The following is a 15,494-nucleotide window of genomic DNA, read 5'->3' as shown; positions in this document are numbered from 1 at the left end:
GCTACCCAGCCGCCGATGCGAGGGGCGCGGCGGTGTTGTCGAGGTAGGCCAGGGCGTCGTAGAGGCCGATGACATCGGCGTATTTGGCTTGCAGGTCGAACAAGGCGGCATCGTGCGGGCCTTGCGCTCGGTCACCGCAGGCTTCTCGCACGACGAGGGTGTTGAAGCCGCACTGCACGGCATCGACCGCGGTGGCGCGGACGCAGCCGGAGGTGGTGGCGCCGCAGACGAGCAACGTGTCGGTGCCCAGGCTGGTCAGCAGGGTGGCCAGGCCGGTTCCGTGGAATGCGGAGGCGCCCTTCTTCAGGACGAGGTGGTCGCAGGCGTGCTGCTCGAGCCGGGGATCGAGAGCGACCTCTTCGCTTCCTTCCCGCAGGGCTCGCATGCCCGGTGCTTTGCGGAGCCAGGCGATGGAGTCGCCGTCGGCCTCGGCGGGCGTGTAGCTGATCGCGGTGTAGATCACCGGCACGTCGTGCTGCCGGGCCGTGGTCGCGAGGACGGCCGCCGTGGTCACCTCCCGGGTGAGGTCGGATCCGGAGGCGAAGCCGGGTTCGGTGAATCCGCGGGTCAGGTCGACCACGACCAGTGCCGGGCGGCTGCCGCGGGGAACAGCGGCGCCGAACCCGGCCCGGTCGTAGGTGGCATCGGTCTCGGCCCCGTGCAGGCCGGCGGATCGGTGGTCATCGACGGGCACGCTGCAACTCCTTGATCAGTTTGTCCTGGGTGCGGACCCGGCCGAGCAGCCAGCCCTGGAAGAACCCGAGCGCTGCGGCGGCCGCCAGCGCGGCGTATCGCCGGGTCTCGGGCGGAAGCAGCATCGCCAGCCCGTCGAGGCTGTCGTTCGCAGCGGGGCTCGCGGCCGGAGCGGGCGCGACGGCGTTGCCGGCCGTGGTTCCGAGGGCCGGTACCGGAGCTGCGGTGCTCGGCCCCTGCTGCAGTTGAACGGCGAGGTTGCGGGCGAACTGGTCGAGCAGCCGGTTGGACACGGTGCTGATGGCGCCTTTGCCGAACTGGGCGAGCTTTCCGCGCACGGACAGGTCGGTGTGCAGGTTGAGCGTCGCTCCCCCGGGAGCTTCGAGCACGGTCAGGGTGACATCGGCTTCGGCGTCGCCGTTGCCGTGGCTGTCCGCACCCCGCGCGAGCAGTCGCAGTCGGCGATCGGCGGCAGCGACCTCGCTGAACCGCACCGTGCCGGCGTACGCGGCGCTGATCGGGCCGACCTTGAACTTGACGCGGCCGCGGTAGGTGTCGCCGTCATGCCCGTCGAGGGTCGCGCCGGGCAGGCAGCCCGCCACCCGCTCGACGTCGTTGATCAGGGCGAACACGGCGTCCGGGGCCGCCGGTACTTCGAGTTGGTTTTCCAGGATCACGCTGTCGCTTCTTTCTCGGCGGAGGTGCTGGCCGGGCAAGCACGTTCGGTGTCCGAAGTGGACCGTCGGCACTCAGCGGTCGCGGCGATCGCGTCGACGATCGTCTGGTAGCCCGTGCAGCGGCACAGGTTGGCCGAGACCGCCTCGCGGATCTCCTCGCGGTCGGCGTCCGGCTGCTGGGCGAGGAAACCCTCGGCGAGCATGAGGAATCCGGGAGTGCAGAACCCGCACTGCAGTCCGTGGTGGTCGCGGAAGGACCGCTGCAGATCGGAGAGCTCGCCGTCCTCGCCGAGCGACTCGACCGTGCGGATGTCGCTGTTCTCGGCTTGCACGGCGAACATCAGGCAGGCCCGCACCGGTTCGCCGTCGACGAGGACGGTGCAGGCCCCGCACACCCCGTGCTCGCATCCGACGTGGGTGCCGGTGAGACCGAGGTCGTGGCGCAGGGCGTCGAGCAGGGTCTTCCGCGGTTCGACGAGGGCCTCGTGCGTTGCACCGTTGACGTTCAGCCCGATCAGGTGTCGCTCGCTCATGACGGGATGGTCGCCTCCTCTCGGCTGGACAACTTCGGGGAAATGGCCGCGTCCAGTGCGGCCAGCACGGTCTGCGGGTGCACGGGCGTGGTGTCGATTTCGATTCCGGTGTGGCGCAGTGCGTCGTTGATCGCGTTCAGCACGGCGGCCGGCGCACCGATGGTGCCGCCCTCGCCGGCACCCTTGGCGCCGCTTTCGGTGAAGGCGCAAGGTGTTTCGAGGTGGGTGACGGTGATGTCCGGGATCTCCGTCGCGGTCGGCACGAGGTAGTCGATGAAGCTGGCGGCCGAGGGCTCGCCGTTGTCGGCGTAGGTGACTTCCTCGAACAGCGCTCCGGCGATGCCCTGGGCGATCCCGCCGCGGCACTGGCCATCGACGACCTGCGGGTGGATCACCACGCCGCAGTCCTCCACGCAGGCGTAGCGCAGGATCTTGATCTGGCCGGTGCCCGGATCGGCCTCGACGACCACCGCGTGGGTGGCGTTGGAGAACGTGCCGTCACCGGCGACGTCGAAGCTCGCGGTCGCCGTCAACGTCGGTTCGACGCCCTTGGGCAACAGGTGGCTGCGCAGATAGGCCACGTCCGCGATGTCCTCGAAGGACACTCGCTGCGCGGAGTCGTCGATCTGGACGACTCCCCCATCGCCGTCTAATCGGACGTTGTCCGGGCGTGTCTTGAGCAGGTGCGCGGCGATGGTGCACAGCAGCTCGGCGAGCCGTCTGGCCGCGACGGACACGGCCGACCCGCCGATCGTCACCGACCGCGAGGCGAAGGTTCCCCATCCGTAGGCGATGCGCTCGGTGTCGCCCTGCCGCAGCTTGACCTTGTCCAGGTCCAGTCCCAGCCGGTCGGCCGCGATCTGGGCGAGGGTCGTCTCATGCGACTGCCCGTGGTTCATCGTGCCGCTGGTGACCACCACCGACCCCGTGGTGTCCATCCGGATCTCGGAGACGTCGAAACCGGGAACCACCTGCATCTTGCGCTTGGCGAAAGCGTCGGAACCGTAGCCGGTCCGCTCCGAGAAGCAGCAGTAGCCGATGCCGATGTGCCGCCCCTCGGCGGCGGCCCGCTCCCGAAACTCGTACCAGCCCTCATCACGGAGGGTGGCCTCGGCGAGGTCGAGCGATTCCCGGTAGGTGCCGGGATCGTAGGTGACGTCGTTGACGCCGGTGTAGGGGAATTCGGTGATCACGTTGCGCCGGCGGATCTCGACCGGGTCGATGCCGAGTTCGCGCGCGGCGCGCTCCATGACGCGTTCCATCGCCATGACGTACTGCGGGCGGCTGACCCCGCGATAGGGCGCGGTCGGCGCCTTGTTGCTGGTGATGGCGCGGCCGCGGACCCGGTAGGCGGGCACCTGGTAGACGCTCGGCATCTCGGCGGAGGCCATCAGCGGTTCGATGCCGGCCGTGAACGGGTAGCAGGAGTAGGCGCCCATGTCGCAGACGACGTCGACGTCCAGGGCGGTGATCCTGCCGTCGGCATCGAACGCCGCGCGGGTGCGGTAGCGCTGCTCTCGGGCCAGGAATGCGGCGGTCAGCGCCTCCCGGCGGTCCTCGATCCACTTCACCGGGCGGTCCAGCTTCCGGGCCGCCGCTGCGACCGCGATCTCCTCGCGGCCGACCACGCACTTCTGGCCGAATCCGCCGCCCATGTCGGGGACGGTGACCCGCACGGTGCGCTCCGGAACGCGCAGCGAGCGGGCCAGCACCGTGCGCACCTGGTGCGGGACCTGCGTGCAGGTCTGCACCAGCAGCTGGTCGTCGCGGTCGTCCCACGAGGCGACCACACCGCGCGTTTCCAGCGGCAGCGCGTTCTGCCGCCCGCTTCGCGTGACGACCTCGACCACGCACCCCGGTCCGGATTCGGCGGCCTCGAACGCGGTGTCGACACCGGGTGTGTCGAACATCGACACGTCGAGGAGGACGTTCCCGGGCGCTTCCTCGTGCACGAGCGGTGCGTCCGCGGCGAACGCGGTCTCCTCCGAGACGACCGCGTCGAAGGGTTCATAGGTGGCCACCGCGGCTTCGATGCCGTCTTCCACGCTGTACGGGTCGGCAGCGATGACCACGGCCACCGGTTCGCCGACGAAGCGCACCTTCTCCTTTGCGAGGATGGGCATCGCGGTGGGCGCGAACTCCTCCGGCGGGCGATCGAGCAGCGCCACGATGTCGCCGAGGTCGAGATCCTCAGCGGTGTAGGCGGCGACGACGCCCTCGACCTCGCGGACCGCGGAGAGGTCGATGTCGAGGATCCGGCCGTGCGCGACGGTGGAGCGGACGAAACCCGCGTGCAGCATCCCGCTCAGCTGGACGTCGTCGATGAACCGCCCCCGACCGCGCAGCAGGCGGGGGTCTTCGCGCCGGGGGACGGCTGCCCCGACCCAGCGCTTCCCGTCGGACTGCGGGGATCCGCGTCGGACATCTGACATCGCGTCACTCCTTTCTGCTTCCTATTCCTTGAGCATTGCTGCTCGGATCGGATAATTCGCTCTCCGCGCTGGTGCGCTGGAGTCCTGGACCGGCAGTCTGGTCCGGAGGCGGTCACGTTCCTGGATGAGCTCTTTCACCCGGTCAAACGGGGTCCAGATGGTGATGGCGGGATCACCGTCTCGTTCCAGGATGTTGATCGCAGCCGCGTGGTCTGCTTGCCACAGCTCCCCACACCGGGTGCAGTGAAGCCTGTCCCCGCAACGCCGACCAATGATCTGGCAGCAGGGGACGACTTGTGAGCTGTAAGCCGCGTTGACCAGCGTCAGCGCAGAACCTCTGCGCTCCGCCACGCTACTCAGCGCCTCTGCCGTAACGCCTTTGGTCCAGGCGGCGAGGCGACGGTTAGTGTTCTTTCCCAGCTTGCGCCGGGAGACGAAAGACCGGGTCAGATCCTCGGTTACTACATGGGAGGCTTTGTCGACCACCGCATGAACAGCAGTGAACGTCACCGACCGCACACATGACTCGAACCGGGACCTGCGCCGGTTTCTCTTGGCATGGCCAAGGTTGTTCCGCACGATGCGGTCAGCCTTCGCCAGATTACCGGATTTCCGGGCCTTCTCGGCCACCGAGCGGATCTTCGCCCGGCGAGCATTCTTGACCTTGATGAAGTCAGACTCGGCGCGAAGAAGCGCACCTAGCTCCTGCCCGTGATGGACACCACCGGAATCGGTGAGCACTTCGGTGTAGCCCTTATCCACACCCAGTTTTCCCGCGCCGCATGGCCTGGTCTCGATCAGGTCAGGGGCGTCGATGGCGTAGTGCACCTCGACATAGCCGGCACGCAGGATCAGCCGAAGCGTCCCAGACGGGGCGACGGACGTATTCAGCGGAATCGCGATCTTCTGCCTGCGTTCCAGGCCAGGGATGTCGATCCACACGTCACCACCGGACATGGTCCAGGTGTTGTACTGGTCGGACCGGACCACGATCTGATTCGCTGCGCGGCTCACGCCGTGCTTGACGTGCTGCCGCATCTGGCGGGCCAGAAAAGAATCGTCTTGCCACCGGCCGCGTTTCAGCGCCATGTACGCCTTCTTGCGCTGGGACTCCTCTCGGTAACGGCGGTGTACTGCTTTACGGACCTTGACCTTTCCCGCTTCGCGATACGCGGCGATGTCGGCTACCGCGTCCCGCACGGTCTCTTTCCACGCGTTGGCGAGCACACCGAAGCTATCCGCGGTGCCGTCAGCCATCCACGCATCGCGGATCTTGCGGTCTTTGACACCGTCCCTCAACGGTGACCCGTACCGGGCCCACACCATGGCCCGTACGCGCCCCAGACGCCTCGCTTGCTCTTCGAGTTGCGCGTACTTCCCTGCGTTGAGGTTCTTGGAGTAGGCGATGCGGGTGACCTTCACCGGCCACCACCGGTCAGCTCGTCCATCGCGCTCACTCGCGAGGCGAGGACGTCTTTCTGACCGGGCGAGGACACGCGGCAGTACACGACCGTAACCCGGTCGCCGCGAGCGGCGATTCCGAGTGCAGCGCGTACATCGCCTTCGGCGAAGTACCACTGCCCAGTCACGGTCCGCTTCGGGGCGATACGTCCTTCGTTCCCCCAGCGACGGACCGTCGATGATGACCGACCGACACGCCGAGCGAACTCGGAAATCCGGCAAACACTCCCCATACAGACAAGAGTAGTCCACTCTAGACAGAAACCCAGTCACTAGTCGACTCCTCCCACGCCTCGTGCAGGGCCTGGGCGACGAGCGTCCGGGTGAGCCGACGGCGATAGGCGCCGGTACCCGCTGCGTCGTCGGGTGGATCGATGGCCGCGGCGGCAGCCTCCCCGCACGCGGTGAACAGATCCGGCCCGGGGACGCCACCGGCCAGCACGGCCTCGGCCTCGGGTACCCGGATGGGCGCCGGGGCCACGCCGCCGAGCACCACCCGACCTCCGGTCAGCGGACCCGCTTCGGCGACGGGGTCCGCGTCGAGCGCGACCGCTGCGTCGACGGTCGCGAAATCCCCGTGGCGGCGGGCGAACTCGGTGAGCGCGGCTCGCGGCGCCGGGCGCGTGAAGCGCACTTCCACGACGACCTCGTCGGGTTCGACGGCCGTGGCGTAGAACCCGTAGAACATCTCCGCGGCCGGGATCTCCCGTTGCCCGTTCGGGCCTTCGGCGACGATCACGGCGTCGAGCAGCAGCGCGAGCAGGCACCACTCGGCGGTGGCGTCTCCGTGCACGATGCTGCCCGCGACGGTGCCGCGCGAGCGGATCGGCAGGTGGCCCACCCACCGCATGGCCCGGGAGATCACGTCGAACTCCGGCCCCAAGGTGTGGCCGGCGGTCTCGACCGCACGATGGGTGGTCAACGCCCCGATCCGGAGTTCCGAGCCGTCGCGCCGGATCGAGCTCATCGCGGGATCGCGGCGCAGCAGTCCCATGTCGACCAGGACCGTCGGCCGGGCGAGCCGGAAGTTCATCATCGGTATCAGGCTCTGGCCACCGGCGATGAGCTTCGGCTCCTCGCCCGCTGCGGCGAGTTCGCCGAGCAAGCCGACGGCATCGGCGACGTCATGCGCCCGGTGGTAGCTGAACGCAGCGGGCTTCACGCGGTCAACCTCCTCGTTGTTCGATACGTGGAACGGATTTCGCCGTCAGCGCGCCGGAGTCTCCGTTGTGGCAGCGGCTTTCACAACCGTCGTCTCAGCACCGAGATCGGTGATGTGGTCGAGTTCGCGGCCTCGGGTCTCCGGCGCGACGACCATCATGAACACGACCGCGGCCACCACGAGCACACCGAGCACCGTGAAGGTCAACGGCAGGCCCAGCACCGGCCACAGCACGCTGCCGAACAGCAGCGGGGCGAAGCCGGTGACGGCGCGGCTCGACGACGACGCCCAGCCGAAGCCCGAGGCGCGCAGCTCCGTCGGGTAGAGCTCGGAGACGTAGGCGTACATGACCGGGATGACCACCAGGGCGAACAGACCGAAGGCGCCGATCGCCACGACCGCCAACGTAGGCGTTCCCAGCAGCAACGAGAACACCACCAGCATCACCGACATGATCGGCCCTGCGGCCGCGATGACCCGCTTGCGGCCCACCCTGTCGACGACGAGCACCGCCAGTGCGACGCCGACGATGCCCACCGCGTTCATCAGCGCGGTCGAAGCGAAGGCCGCGATCTCGCCGAAGCCCTCCGCCTTCAGGATCGACGGCATCCAGCTCAGCGCGGCGTAGTACACCAGCATCACGCTGGTGAACAACGTCCACGACACCGCAGTGATCCGCGGGTTGAAGGCCCACACCCGGCGGAGCTGGTCGAACGCTGCCGCCAGTGCCCCACCGCGGGTGTCCTCCACGACCGCCGCCGGAATCACGTAGGGCTCCGGCTTCGCTCCGGTGCGCCGGACGAGATCGTCGATGACCGCGCGAGCTTCTTCCTCACGACCCTTGCGGACCAGGTACAGCGGAGACTCCGGAACACCGCGTCGCACCCAGATCAGCAGAATCGCCGGCAGGATCATCAGCACCAGCATCCAGCGCCAGTTCCCGTGCACCGGGACCAGCAACGTCGCCGAGACGCCTGCCAGTGTGGTCCCCACCGGCCACCAGCCGTCCATCGCCGAGAGCACCCGTCCCCGTTGTCGGCGGGGTGAGAACTCGCTGACGATCGCGTAGTCGACCGGGATGCACCCACCGAGACCGACGCCCGCGAGGAAGCGCAGGAGCAGGAAGATCTCCAGGTTCGGCGACAGCGCCCCGACCGCGGAGAACAGCGCGAAGAGCAGCAGCGTGATGCTGAACGCCCGCTTGCGGCCGATGCGGTCGGCCACCGTTCCCCAGGCGACCGCACCGACCGCCATGCCGATCAGGTTAGCGGTGGCCACCAACCCCTTCTGGCCCGGCGACAGCCCGAACTCGGTCCCCACCAGCGGGGTGAGGAAGCCGTTCAGCGCGACGTCCCAGGCATCGAACATGTAGCCCAGTCCGCCGATCAGGAAGATCTTGCCTTGCACACTCCATCGCCAGGGCAGGTCCTGGACGACTTGGTCTCCGGTACGCATGAGTCACTCCGTTGTGCTGTAGCGGCGGCGTCACACGTCAGCGTGCGAACTGGTAATTGATGGATTCGGTGTCCGGGTCAGTGAGCGGGCTGCCGTTCCACAGCCAGTCGTAGGACACGTCGGACTCACCATCGAAGCGACGCAGCTTCTCGTCGCGTTCACGCTGCTCCGGGCCATCGGGCAGGTGGTAGAAGCTCATGTTCTGCAGGGACGCATCCTGGACCATGCCCGCGTGCTTCGCCCGTCGATCGACGTAGCGGACCAGGGCCGCCTCGATCCCGTCGCGGGTCACCCAGCCGAGCTCCTCCGCGAGCACAGCGGCGTCCTCCATCGCCTGGGAAGCGCCCTGCGCCTGGTAGGGCAGCATCGCGTGGCAGGCATCGCCGAGCAGGGCGACCCGCCCGTCGACCCAGACCGGGTCGCGGCGCCGGCGGTACATCGCCCACACCGACACGTCCTCGTCCTTCGCCTTGGCCAGCACGGCCGGAACGCGGCTGTCCCAGTCCTCGTACTCCGCGGCGAGCTGCGCCGCGGTCGCCGGGCCGCTCCAGTCCCGGGCGATCTCCTCGGTGCACGGGACGATCGCGACGACGTTGAGGTACTGACCGCCGCGGATCATGTAGTGCACCAGGTGCTTGTCCGGGCCGTACCAGATCGTGGAGTGGAAGCGGTCCACGAGGAATCGGGTCGCCGGGTCGGCGGCCACCAGGTCGCCGGGGATCAGCGCACGGTAGGCCATCTCCCCGGAGAACTCCAGTGTGTCGTCGAATCCCGCCAGATCCCGAACCGCGGACCGGATGCCGTCCGCCCCGATCACGAGGTCCCCGGCGAACCGGCGTCCATCAGCGGTCAGCACCGCCGGGCGCGCCGGATCGGCGCGATCGAGATCGACCACCTGCGCCGAGGTGGCGATCTCGACCACCGGGCCGGGCCCCGTCGGGTCCAAGCACGCCTCGAGCAGGACGCCGTGCAGGTCGGCGCGATGGTAGTGCCAGTAGGGCGCCCCGTACTGGTCGATCACCCGCTGCCCGAGCGGCAGCTGGCCGATGATGCTCCCGTCGGCCCAGCGACGGCGGACCTGGTCCTGGGGTTCGGTGCGCACGCGCTCGAGCTCGGCGCGAAGCCCCAGCCCGATCAGGATCCGGCTGGCGTTGGGCGCGGTCTGGATTCCCGCGCCGATCTCCCCCAACTGTGCCGCCGCCTCGACCACGGTGACCCGCAGGCCGCGCTGCCGCAGCGACAGCGCGGCGCACAGGCCTCCCAAGCCGGCACCGACAACAACGACTTCGAACGACTGGCTCGCAGCCACGCTGGCCTCCTCGTCCTCGCCGGAACCCGCGTCGGATTCAGGTGATCCGAACACGTACTATCCGGATATGCAAGGTCTTGTTTGAAAAGGTTTTGTTCGCGGATGATTACCGCTTGATGCGCTTCTGATCAGCGCGAAGAGGGCGCAGGCGATCAGGATGCGGAGAGCGAGCACGAGCTCGCATCGGGTGAATACGGGACGCGCAGCCCGAGGAGCCGGGACGCCCCGCCAGAGGGCAGTCCCGGCCACGAACGTCGCGCGCCGGAGGGTCAGGCCGCGTGCGTCGGCACGCCCGGGGTGGCGATCGCTCCGCTGAGCAGCTTGCCCGCACCGGGCACTCGGGGTTCGAGTCCGAGTTCGGACAGGATCCGGAAGGTGGTGGCGGTCGCGGCCGAGAGCACCGGGATCCCCACCTCGTCCTCGACCGGCTGGATCGAGGGCAGGGACGGCATCTGCACGCAGGCCGACAGGACCAGCGCGTCAGCGTTGGACAGGTCGAGCTTGCGGTAGTGCTCGCGCAGATCGGCCGGATCCAGCCGCGCCACAGCGAGGTTGTCCGGCACCTCCAGCGAGAGCGCGTCCACCACCTCGACCCCGGCGTCCTCGATGTAGTCCGCCACCGCCTTGGTCAGCGGCTTCATGTACGGCGTCAGGATCGCGACCTTGCGCGCGCCCAACGCACCGATGCCGGACAGCAGTGCACCAGCGCTGGAAACGACCGGGGCATCGGACCCCTCGGCGCGCAGCGCGCGGGTGATGTCGTCCTCCGCGGTGCAGTGGTAACCCGGCCCCTGCGCCATGATCGCCACCAGGCACGCGGTGGCCACGACCGCCGGGCGAGCGTCGGCCAGTTCCGCCGCCGCTCGTTCGGCCTGCGCGTTCATCGCCCGCAGTTGTTCCGGGGTCACGTGCTGCATCCGCGCCCGCGCGGAGTGGAAGATGAACCGGTCCCCCGGATCGATCTCCTCCCGAGCTCGCAGCATCCGCGGCAGCTCGGTCTCCATGGTGAGGTTCGAGCTGGGCACGATCATTCCGATGTGGTGCTCGCGCACCACCGCGTCCGCGCTCATCGGCGACCCACCGGACGCATCTCGGCAACGGTCAGCTCGCCCGCGTCGACGATCAGCTCGTCGTCGAGGTACAGCGAGTTGCCGCGCATCGGGATGTCGAAGTGGCAGGCGGTGTCGTTCGGGCCGCCCAGCTCGTTGTTCGGCCCGATGGAGAACATCACGTTGCCGTAGAAGCTGCGCAGCTCCATGCCCATCCCGCCGGGGAACTGGGTCAGGCCGTGCCAGTGGGCACGCTCGTCGAGCCCCCAGCCGACGTGGCTCATCCCGTAGCCGCGCGGGTCGTCGAAGCTCTCGATGTACGAGCGCAGCAGGTCCGCGTCCAGCCCGGACGACCCGGCGCCGCCGCGGATGTCCCGGATGAAACCCTTCTCGATGGTGATCTCCACCGGGGTCTGCACGTAGGTGTTGAACGGCAGGAGTACGTCTCCCGGTGAGAGCACGATCTTCCCGTCGACACCGTCGTCGGCTCCGCCGGTGAACACGAACGCTGCCGGCCAGTGGTCCCATCGACCCGGGGTGTCGGTGTAGCCGTACTCCGACAACGTCGGGTACACGCCGAGCTGGTAGGTGACGTCGGTACCGCCCGGGCTGGTGATCCGCATCGTGCTCGCCTTGGCCAGCAGCTCGGCGCCGATCTCCACCCGCTCGCGCAGTTCCTTGGTCGGCATCAACCGGGCGAGCAGCTCCGGCGGCTCGACGGCGGTCAGGATCCGGACTCCGGCGTCCTGGATGGCGAACTGCTCCTTGCTGAACAGCAAGAAGGTGCAGTCCACGACCATGTCGACGCCCTTGAGGGCATCCACGGCCTTGGGGATGTCCCCGAGGCCGGAGTCGCCCACGGCCCACGCCCCCGAGGCGCTCGCCGGCGAGGGCAACCGCATGTGGAACGTCGCAGCTCCCAACTGCTGAGCGGCCCACAGGAACGCGTCCGCGTACTCCGCGCGCTCCCCGCCGCGGGTGAGCACGACGACCGTCTCACCCTCGTGCACGCCGGACAGGCGCAGTTGTTGCAAGCAGATGTCGTTGAACAGGTTCTGGTCCACCGTTGACCACCTCCTGATGTAATCCGAGCACGGATTATCCGAGCACGCAAGAGTTGTTTTCGGGGAACCTGTGTGCACCGAACCTGCGAGCAAGATCCACATGCCGGCAACGGTGCTCGCACACGTCACGCGCGAGAACAACCCCTGCTACCCGCGGAGGCCCGGCCAACCAGATGACATGGCGGGCAGGATGATTCCCTTATACAGCCCCGAGTTGCGCCGTCCAGGCGAGCCCGCACCCGGACGAGCGCGACCTGGCCCGGATCGCACCGGAGCGACCTGGACCCACCCCGGCCAAGCCAGTCCCGTACCAGTACAACCATCCGGGTACGTATTATTAATGGGCACCTAACCCGGGTGCCGAGCTGCATGGGAGGAACACAATGGGGGAGCCAGCGCGCACGGACCGACGTGTTGCAGATACGTCTGCCGTCGCTCCGGCACCACCCGCCGACCTGCTCGCCGCCCCCGGCTACGGCGCCCGCCGGCTGTACCAGGCCTACCTCGCTGCTTGGAACCGGCACGTCGACTCGGTGCTGACCGGTCCGCAGTTCGCGGTGCTCTCCGCCATCCGCGCCTATCCGGGCAACGACCAGAGCTCACTGGCCGGTGCCGCCGCGCTGGACACCTCGACGATGGCCGACTTGTGTCGCAGGCTCGAGCGACGAGGCCTCATCCAGCGCATCGAATCCCCGCGCGACGCCCGGCGCAAACTGCTGTCCCTCACCGAGGAAGGCGAGGCGGTGCTCACCCAGGTGCACCACCGAGCCCGGCAACTGGACGAGGCACTGCTCACCGGCAGCGACATCGCCCGCGACGCCAACATCGCAACACTGCTCAACGCACTCGGCGCCCGCTGGGAAGCCGTCGCAGCATTCGAAAAACTGGACTGAGCCGGGCACAGCACCCGCCGACCAGCACACCGGCAGCAGGTTGGACAAGGCCGGATGGCCGGTCAAGCAGCATTTCAACCAGCCGACGGCATTCGGCCCCGTCCGATAAGCGGGCAGACCGCTGAGGATCCGGGCTCGCAGCCGCCGTCGTGACCGCTTCGAGCGCGCCTGGGATCGGTTTCGACGCTTCTCGCAGCCGCTTCGCCACGTCCGCGAGCAATTCCGCTTGCAGCGCGCCGTGATCCGACACCTACGGCATCGCACGGGCTATCACTCCACAGTGGACGCCGGGCCGAAGCCGCACGCCTGCACGGCAGACCGCTGATCTGGCCACCGGTGAAACCCGCATCCCGCCTGGCCATTCCCCGCTTCTGCCTTCACGTCGTGGTTTTGCTCCTAAGCTTCGGAAACTCAATAAAAACAGGGCAAAACGTTGCAGCTCACTGCCGTTCAGCGCAGTACAACGCCGTCCGAGCCAAGCCGTCGGACGGCGACTCGACCAGGCTCCGAGCCACTTGCCCCACCGCAGACGACGGCCAGAACAACCAGCCGCGCGGTGCTTACCCCGCAGTACACGTGCACACCCCGGTCATGCGGCCACGCTCCTGGGCAATGTTCAGCGGAGATGCTCAACGAGGGCCTCCACTGCGAGTGGGGCGGTCCTGTTGCTGGCCAGGAGGAGGACGTCGCGGCGCATCTCGGCCGCCAGTGGACGGCAGATCACCCCGGGCACCTCCCGGATCTCGGCCGATGCGGGGAGGCAGGCGATGGCCAATCCTGCCCGTACGAGCGCGAGTTGCGTGCTGTGGTCGGCTACGTGGTGAGTCACGTCGGGTTCGACGTCGTGATCCCGGGCCATCTGAACCAGAGCGGTGTGCGAGTCTGAACCGTGCGCGCAGGTGGCCCACTGCTCGCCGGCCAGATCCCGGACGTCGATCTGCCCCCTGTCGGCCAGCGGGTGACCGACCGGAAGTGCCAGGCAGACGGTTTCGCTTTCGATCTGCCGTGCGCGGATGCCCCGGGGAATTTCCAGCGGTGCGGTGTTCCAGGATTCGGCGAGCACGAGTTCGAGTCGTCCGTCGGAGAGCATCGCGAGGTGATCGATCGTCTCCCCGTCCTCGATGCTGACCCGCACACGCGGATGCGCCCGTTGGAAGGCGGGCAGCTTCGCCGCGAGCAGGGTTCGGATGGTCGAGGCGATCGCGGCGATGCGGAGGTGACCGGCGAGCGGCTCATCTCGGTGGAGGTCGTTCTCGGCCTGCTGCATCAACTCCGCGACCCGATTCGCGTAGTCGGCGAGGACTCTCCCGCGCGGAGTGAGACGCACCCCGCGTCCATCCGCCACGACCACTTTCGCCCCGGCCTCGGCCTCGATCCGGCGCAACTGCTGCGAGACGGCCGGGCCGGTCATGTGCAGCATCGCCGCCGCCCGGGTCACGGACCCCGACCTCGCCACCGCGTCGAGGATGCGAAGCCGTCCCCACTCCAGACTCATACGCCTTGCTTATCACTACTAGGTAGAAACGAGAAGTAGTGCTTAACAGTCTGCCGTGCCTATCGTCGGCGCATGACCCCGGATCGCTTCCCCGACTCGCGCGATGCGCCGAATCGCACATCCGCGTCCGCGGCGGTGCTGGCCGGTGCGCTGTGCCTGTCGATCTCGGCGATCCTGGTCAAGCTCGCGAATGTCGATGCCGGGACCACGGCCGTGCTGCGCTGCGCGATCGCCGTGCTCGTCCTCGTCCCTCTAGCTCTGCACGAGCGTGCGCGCCGCGGTCCGCTGTCCAGCGCAGGGATCGGCTGGGCAGTGGCAGCCGGGGTCGCACTGGGTTCGGACTACGCGGCCTGGACGGCTTCGATCTACCACGTCGGCGCCGGGATCAGCACCGTTCTGGTCAACGTGCAAGTCGTCGTGTTGCCCGCCCTGGCATTCCTCGTCGACCGGGAGAAGGTCACGGCGCGGTTCGTGATGGCGCTACCGCTGATGCTCATCGGCATCAGCCTCGTCGGCGGGCTCTGGGACGCAGGTGCGCACGGCGCGATCACCGGGACCGTGCTCGGCGTGATCGCGGGGATCGGGTACGCGGCCTATCTCTTCATCACCCGCCGAGCGTCCCAGCGGGTTCCCGGCCTCACGATCCAGCCGCTCACTTGGGCAACCACGGCCGCCGCACTCACCGCTGCAGCGATCGCAACGCTGTCCGGAGGTATCCGCCTGTCGGGCATCTCGGCGCACTCCTGGGTCCTCCTGGTCGCGCTGGCCGTGATCGGACAGGTCGTCGCATGGCTCTTCATCCACCACGGCAGTGTCCGGCTCCCACCCACGACGACCGCGGCCATGCTCCTGCTCCAGCCCGTCCTCGCCCTGGCGTTGTCCGCCGCGATCCTCGGCGAGCACCCCACCCCGCTCCAGCTGCTCGGCGCGGTACTGGTCCTCGTCAGCGTCGCCGCCGCGAACGGCATCATCCGCAGGACTGGCGCACGTTCGCAGGCCACCGGCGCATGAGACGTCCGACGAACGTGGCACCGTCGGCAGACGCCCATTCCCCTGAAGCGGGAATCCTGCAGCCGGCACGAACGCACACAAACCGAGCCCCCTCAAACGCCTCCGGTACCTGAGCTCTCAGCGACACCCTCGCTCAGTGTTGCCGGCTCGGAGTCTGTGGCGATGCGTAGCGCTGTGCTGGAGCCTTCCCCAGTCCAGGGTCGGATACCGGCGTTTCAACAGCCGTGGGTTGCTGGGCGTGCCAGGAGCGTTGAGCGCTT

The 15,494-nt window shown here is 68.4% G+C and carries 14 protein-coding genes; 2 read left to right on the top strand and 12 right to left on the bottom strand.

The annotated features are described in order from the left end of the window. Position 1: 1 nt before the first annotated feature. The 11 genes from BLW84_RS13205 to BLW84_RS13155 all read right to left on the bottom strand — a co-directional run bounded on the left by BLW84_RS13205 (position 2) and on the right by BLW84_RS13155 (position 11,835). Positions 2 to 694 carry an isochorismatase family protein gene (locus BLW84_RS13205; RefSeq protein ID WP_093265349.1) on the bottom strand — a complete coding sequence of 231 codons (693 nt, stop codon included), beginning with the start codon at positions 692 to 694 and terminating at the stop codon, positions 2 to 4. Continuing rightward, a complete protein-coding gene (locus tag BLW84_RS13200; RefSeq protein ID WP_093265348.1) occupies positions 681 to 1,370 on the bottom strand; it encodes an SRPBCC family protein in 690 nt (229 codons plus the stop codon). Before BLW84_RS13200 ends, BLW84_RS13205 begins: the two co-directional genes overlap by 14 nt. Further along, on the bottom strand, positions 1,367 to 1,903 hold the full coding sequence (locus BLW84_RS13195) for a (2Fe-2S)-binding protein (RefSeq protein WP_093265346.1): 537 nt from the start codon (positions 1,901 to 1,903) through the stop codon (positions 1,367 to 1,369). Before BLW84_RS13195 ends, BLW84_RS13200 begins: the two co-directional genes overlap by 4 nt. After that, the gene (locus BLW84_RS13190; RefSeq protein ID WP_093265345.1) at positions 1,900 to 4,335 is read right to left on the bottom strand and encodes a xanthine dehydrogenase family protein molybdopterin-binding subunit; all 2,436 of its coding nucleotides are present in this window, start codon (positions 4,333 to 4,335) and stop codon (positions 1,900 to 1,902) included. The genes BLW84_RS13195 and BLW84_RS13190 overlap by 4 nt, the downstream gene beginning before the upstream one ends. Before the next feature lie 21 nt (positions 4,336 to 4,356). After that, entirely contained in the window at positions 4,357 to 5,757 is a 1,401-nt protein-coding gene (locus BLW84_RS13185) for a zinc ribbon domain-containing protein (RefSeq protein ID WP_093265343.1), read from the bottom strand. Beyond that, a complete protein-coding gene (locus BLW84_RS50300) occupies positions 5,754 to 6,029 on the bottom strand; it encodes a MerR family transcriptional regulator (RefSeq protein ID WP_218157308.1) in 276 nt (91 codons plus the stop codon). The genes BLW84_RS13185 and BLW84_RS50300 overlap by 4 nt, the downstream gene beginning before the upstream one ends. A gap of 20 nt (positions 6,030 to 6,049) precedes the next feature. Further along, positions 6,050 to 6,958: an FAD binding domain-containing protein gene (locus BLW84_RS13175; protein ID WP_093265342.1), complete on the bottom strand. Its 909-nt coding sequence runs from the start codon at positions 6,956 to 6,958 to the stop codon at positions 6,050 to 6,052. Between the two features lie 45 nt (positions 6,959 to 7,003). Next, on the bottom strand, positions 7,004 to 8,413 hold the full coding sequence (locus tag BLW84_RS13170; protein WP_093265340.1) for an MFS transporter: 1,410 nt from the start codon (positions 8,411 to 8,413) through the stop codon (positions 7,004 to 7,006). 37 nt (positions 8,414 to 8,450) lie between these two features. Continuing rightward, positions 8,451 to 9,722: an FAD-dependent monooxygenase gene (locus tag BLW84_RS13165; RefSeq protein WP_093265492.1), complete on the bottom strand. Its 1,272-nt coding sequence runs from the start codon at positions 9,720 to 9,722 to the stop codon at positions 8,451 to 8,453. A gap of 269 nt (positions 9,723 to 9,991) precedes the next feature. Continuing rightward, positions 9,992 to 10,774, bottom strand: a complete 783-nt coding sequence (locus BLW84_RS13160) for a maleate cis-trans isomerase family protein (RefSeq protein ID WP_093265490.1) — start codon at positions 10,772 to 10,774, stop codon at positions 9,992 to 9,994. A 14-nt stretch (positions 10,775 to 10,788) separates the two neighbouring features. Then, positions 10,789 to 11,835 carry a 2,5-dihydroxypyridine 5,6-dioxygenase NicX family protein gene (locus BLW84_RS13155; protein ID WP_093265339.1) on the bottom strand — a complete coding sequence of 349 codons (1,047 nt, stop codon included), beginning with the start codon at positions 11,833 to 11,835 and terminating at the stop codon, positions 10,789 to 10,791. A 383-nt stretch (positions 11,836 to 12,218) separates the two neighbouring features. Between BLW84_RS13155 and BLW84_RS13150 the strand changes: the two genes are divergently transcribed. Then, entirely contained in the window at positions 12,219 to 12,728 is a 510-nt protein-coding gene (locus tag BLW84_RS13150) for a MarR family winged helix-turn-helix transcriptional regulator (RefSeq protein ID WP_093265337.1), read from the top strand. Between the two features lie 616 nt (positions 12,729 to 13,344). Here the strand turns inward: BLW84_RS13150 and BLW84_RS13145 are convergent. Beyond that, complete coding sequence (locus tag BLW84_RS13145) at positions 13,345 to 14,223, bottom strand: LysR family transcriptional regulator (RefSeq protein WP_093265336.1); 879 nt, start codon at positions 14,221 to 14,223, stop codon at positions 13,345 to 13,347. Positions 14,224 to 14,295: 72 nt separating this feature from the next. Here BLW84_RS13145 and BLW84_RS13140 point away from each other — a divergent pair, with 72 nt between their 5' ends. After that, complete coding sequence (locus BLW84_RS13140) at positions 14,296 to 15,234, top strand: DMT family transporter (RefSeq protein WP_093265334.1); 939 nt, start codon at positions 14,296 to 14,298, stop codon at positions 15,232 to 15,234. Positions 15,235 to 15,494: the final 260 nt, after the last annotated feature.

The sequence above is a fragment of the Saccharopolyspora shandongensis genome, from assembly GCF_900106995.1.
GTDB lineage: Bacteria > Actinomycetota > Actinomycetes > Mycobacteriales > Pseudonocardiaceae > Saccharopolyspora > Saccharopolyspora shandongensis.
Note: the sequence above shows the minus strand (reverse complement) of the source record. Positions and strands in the feature narration are given on the sequence as shown.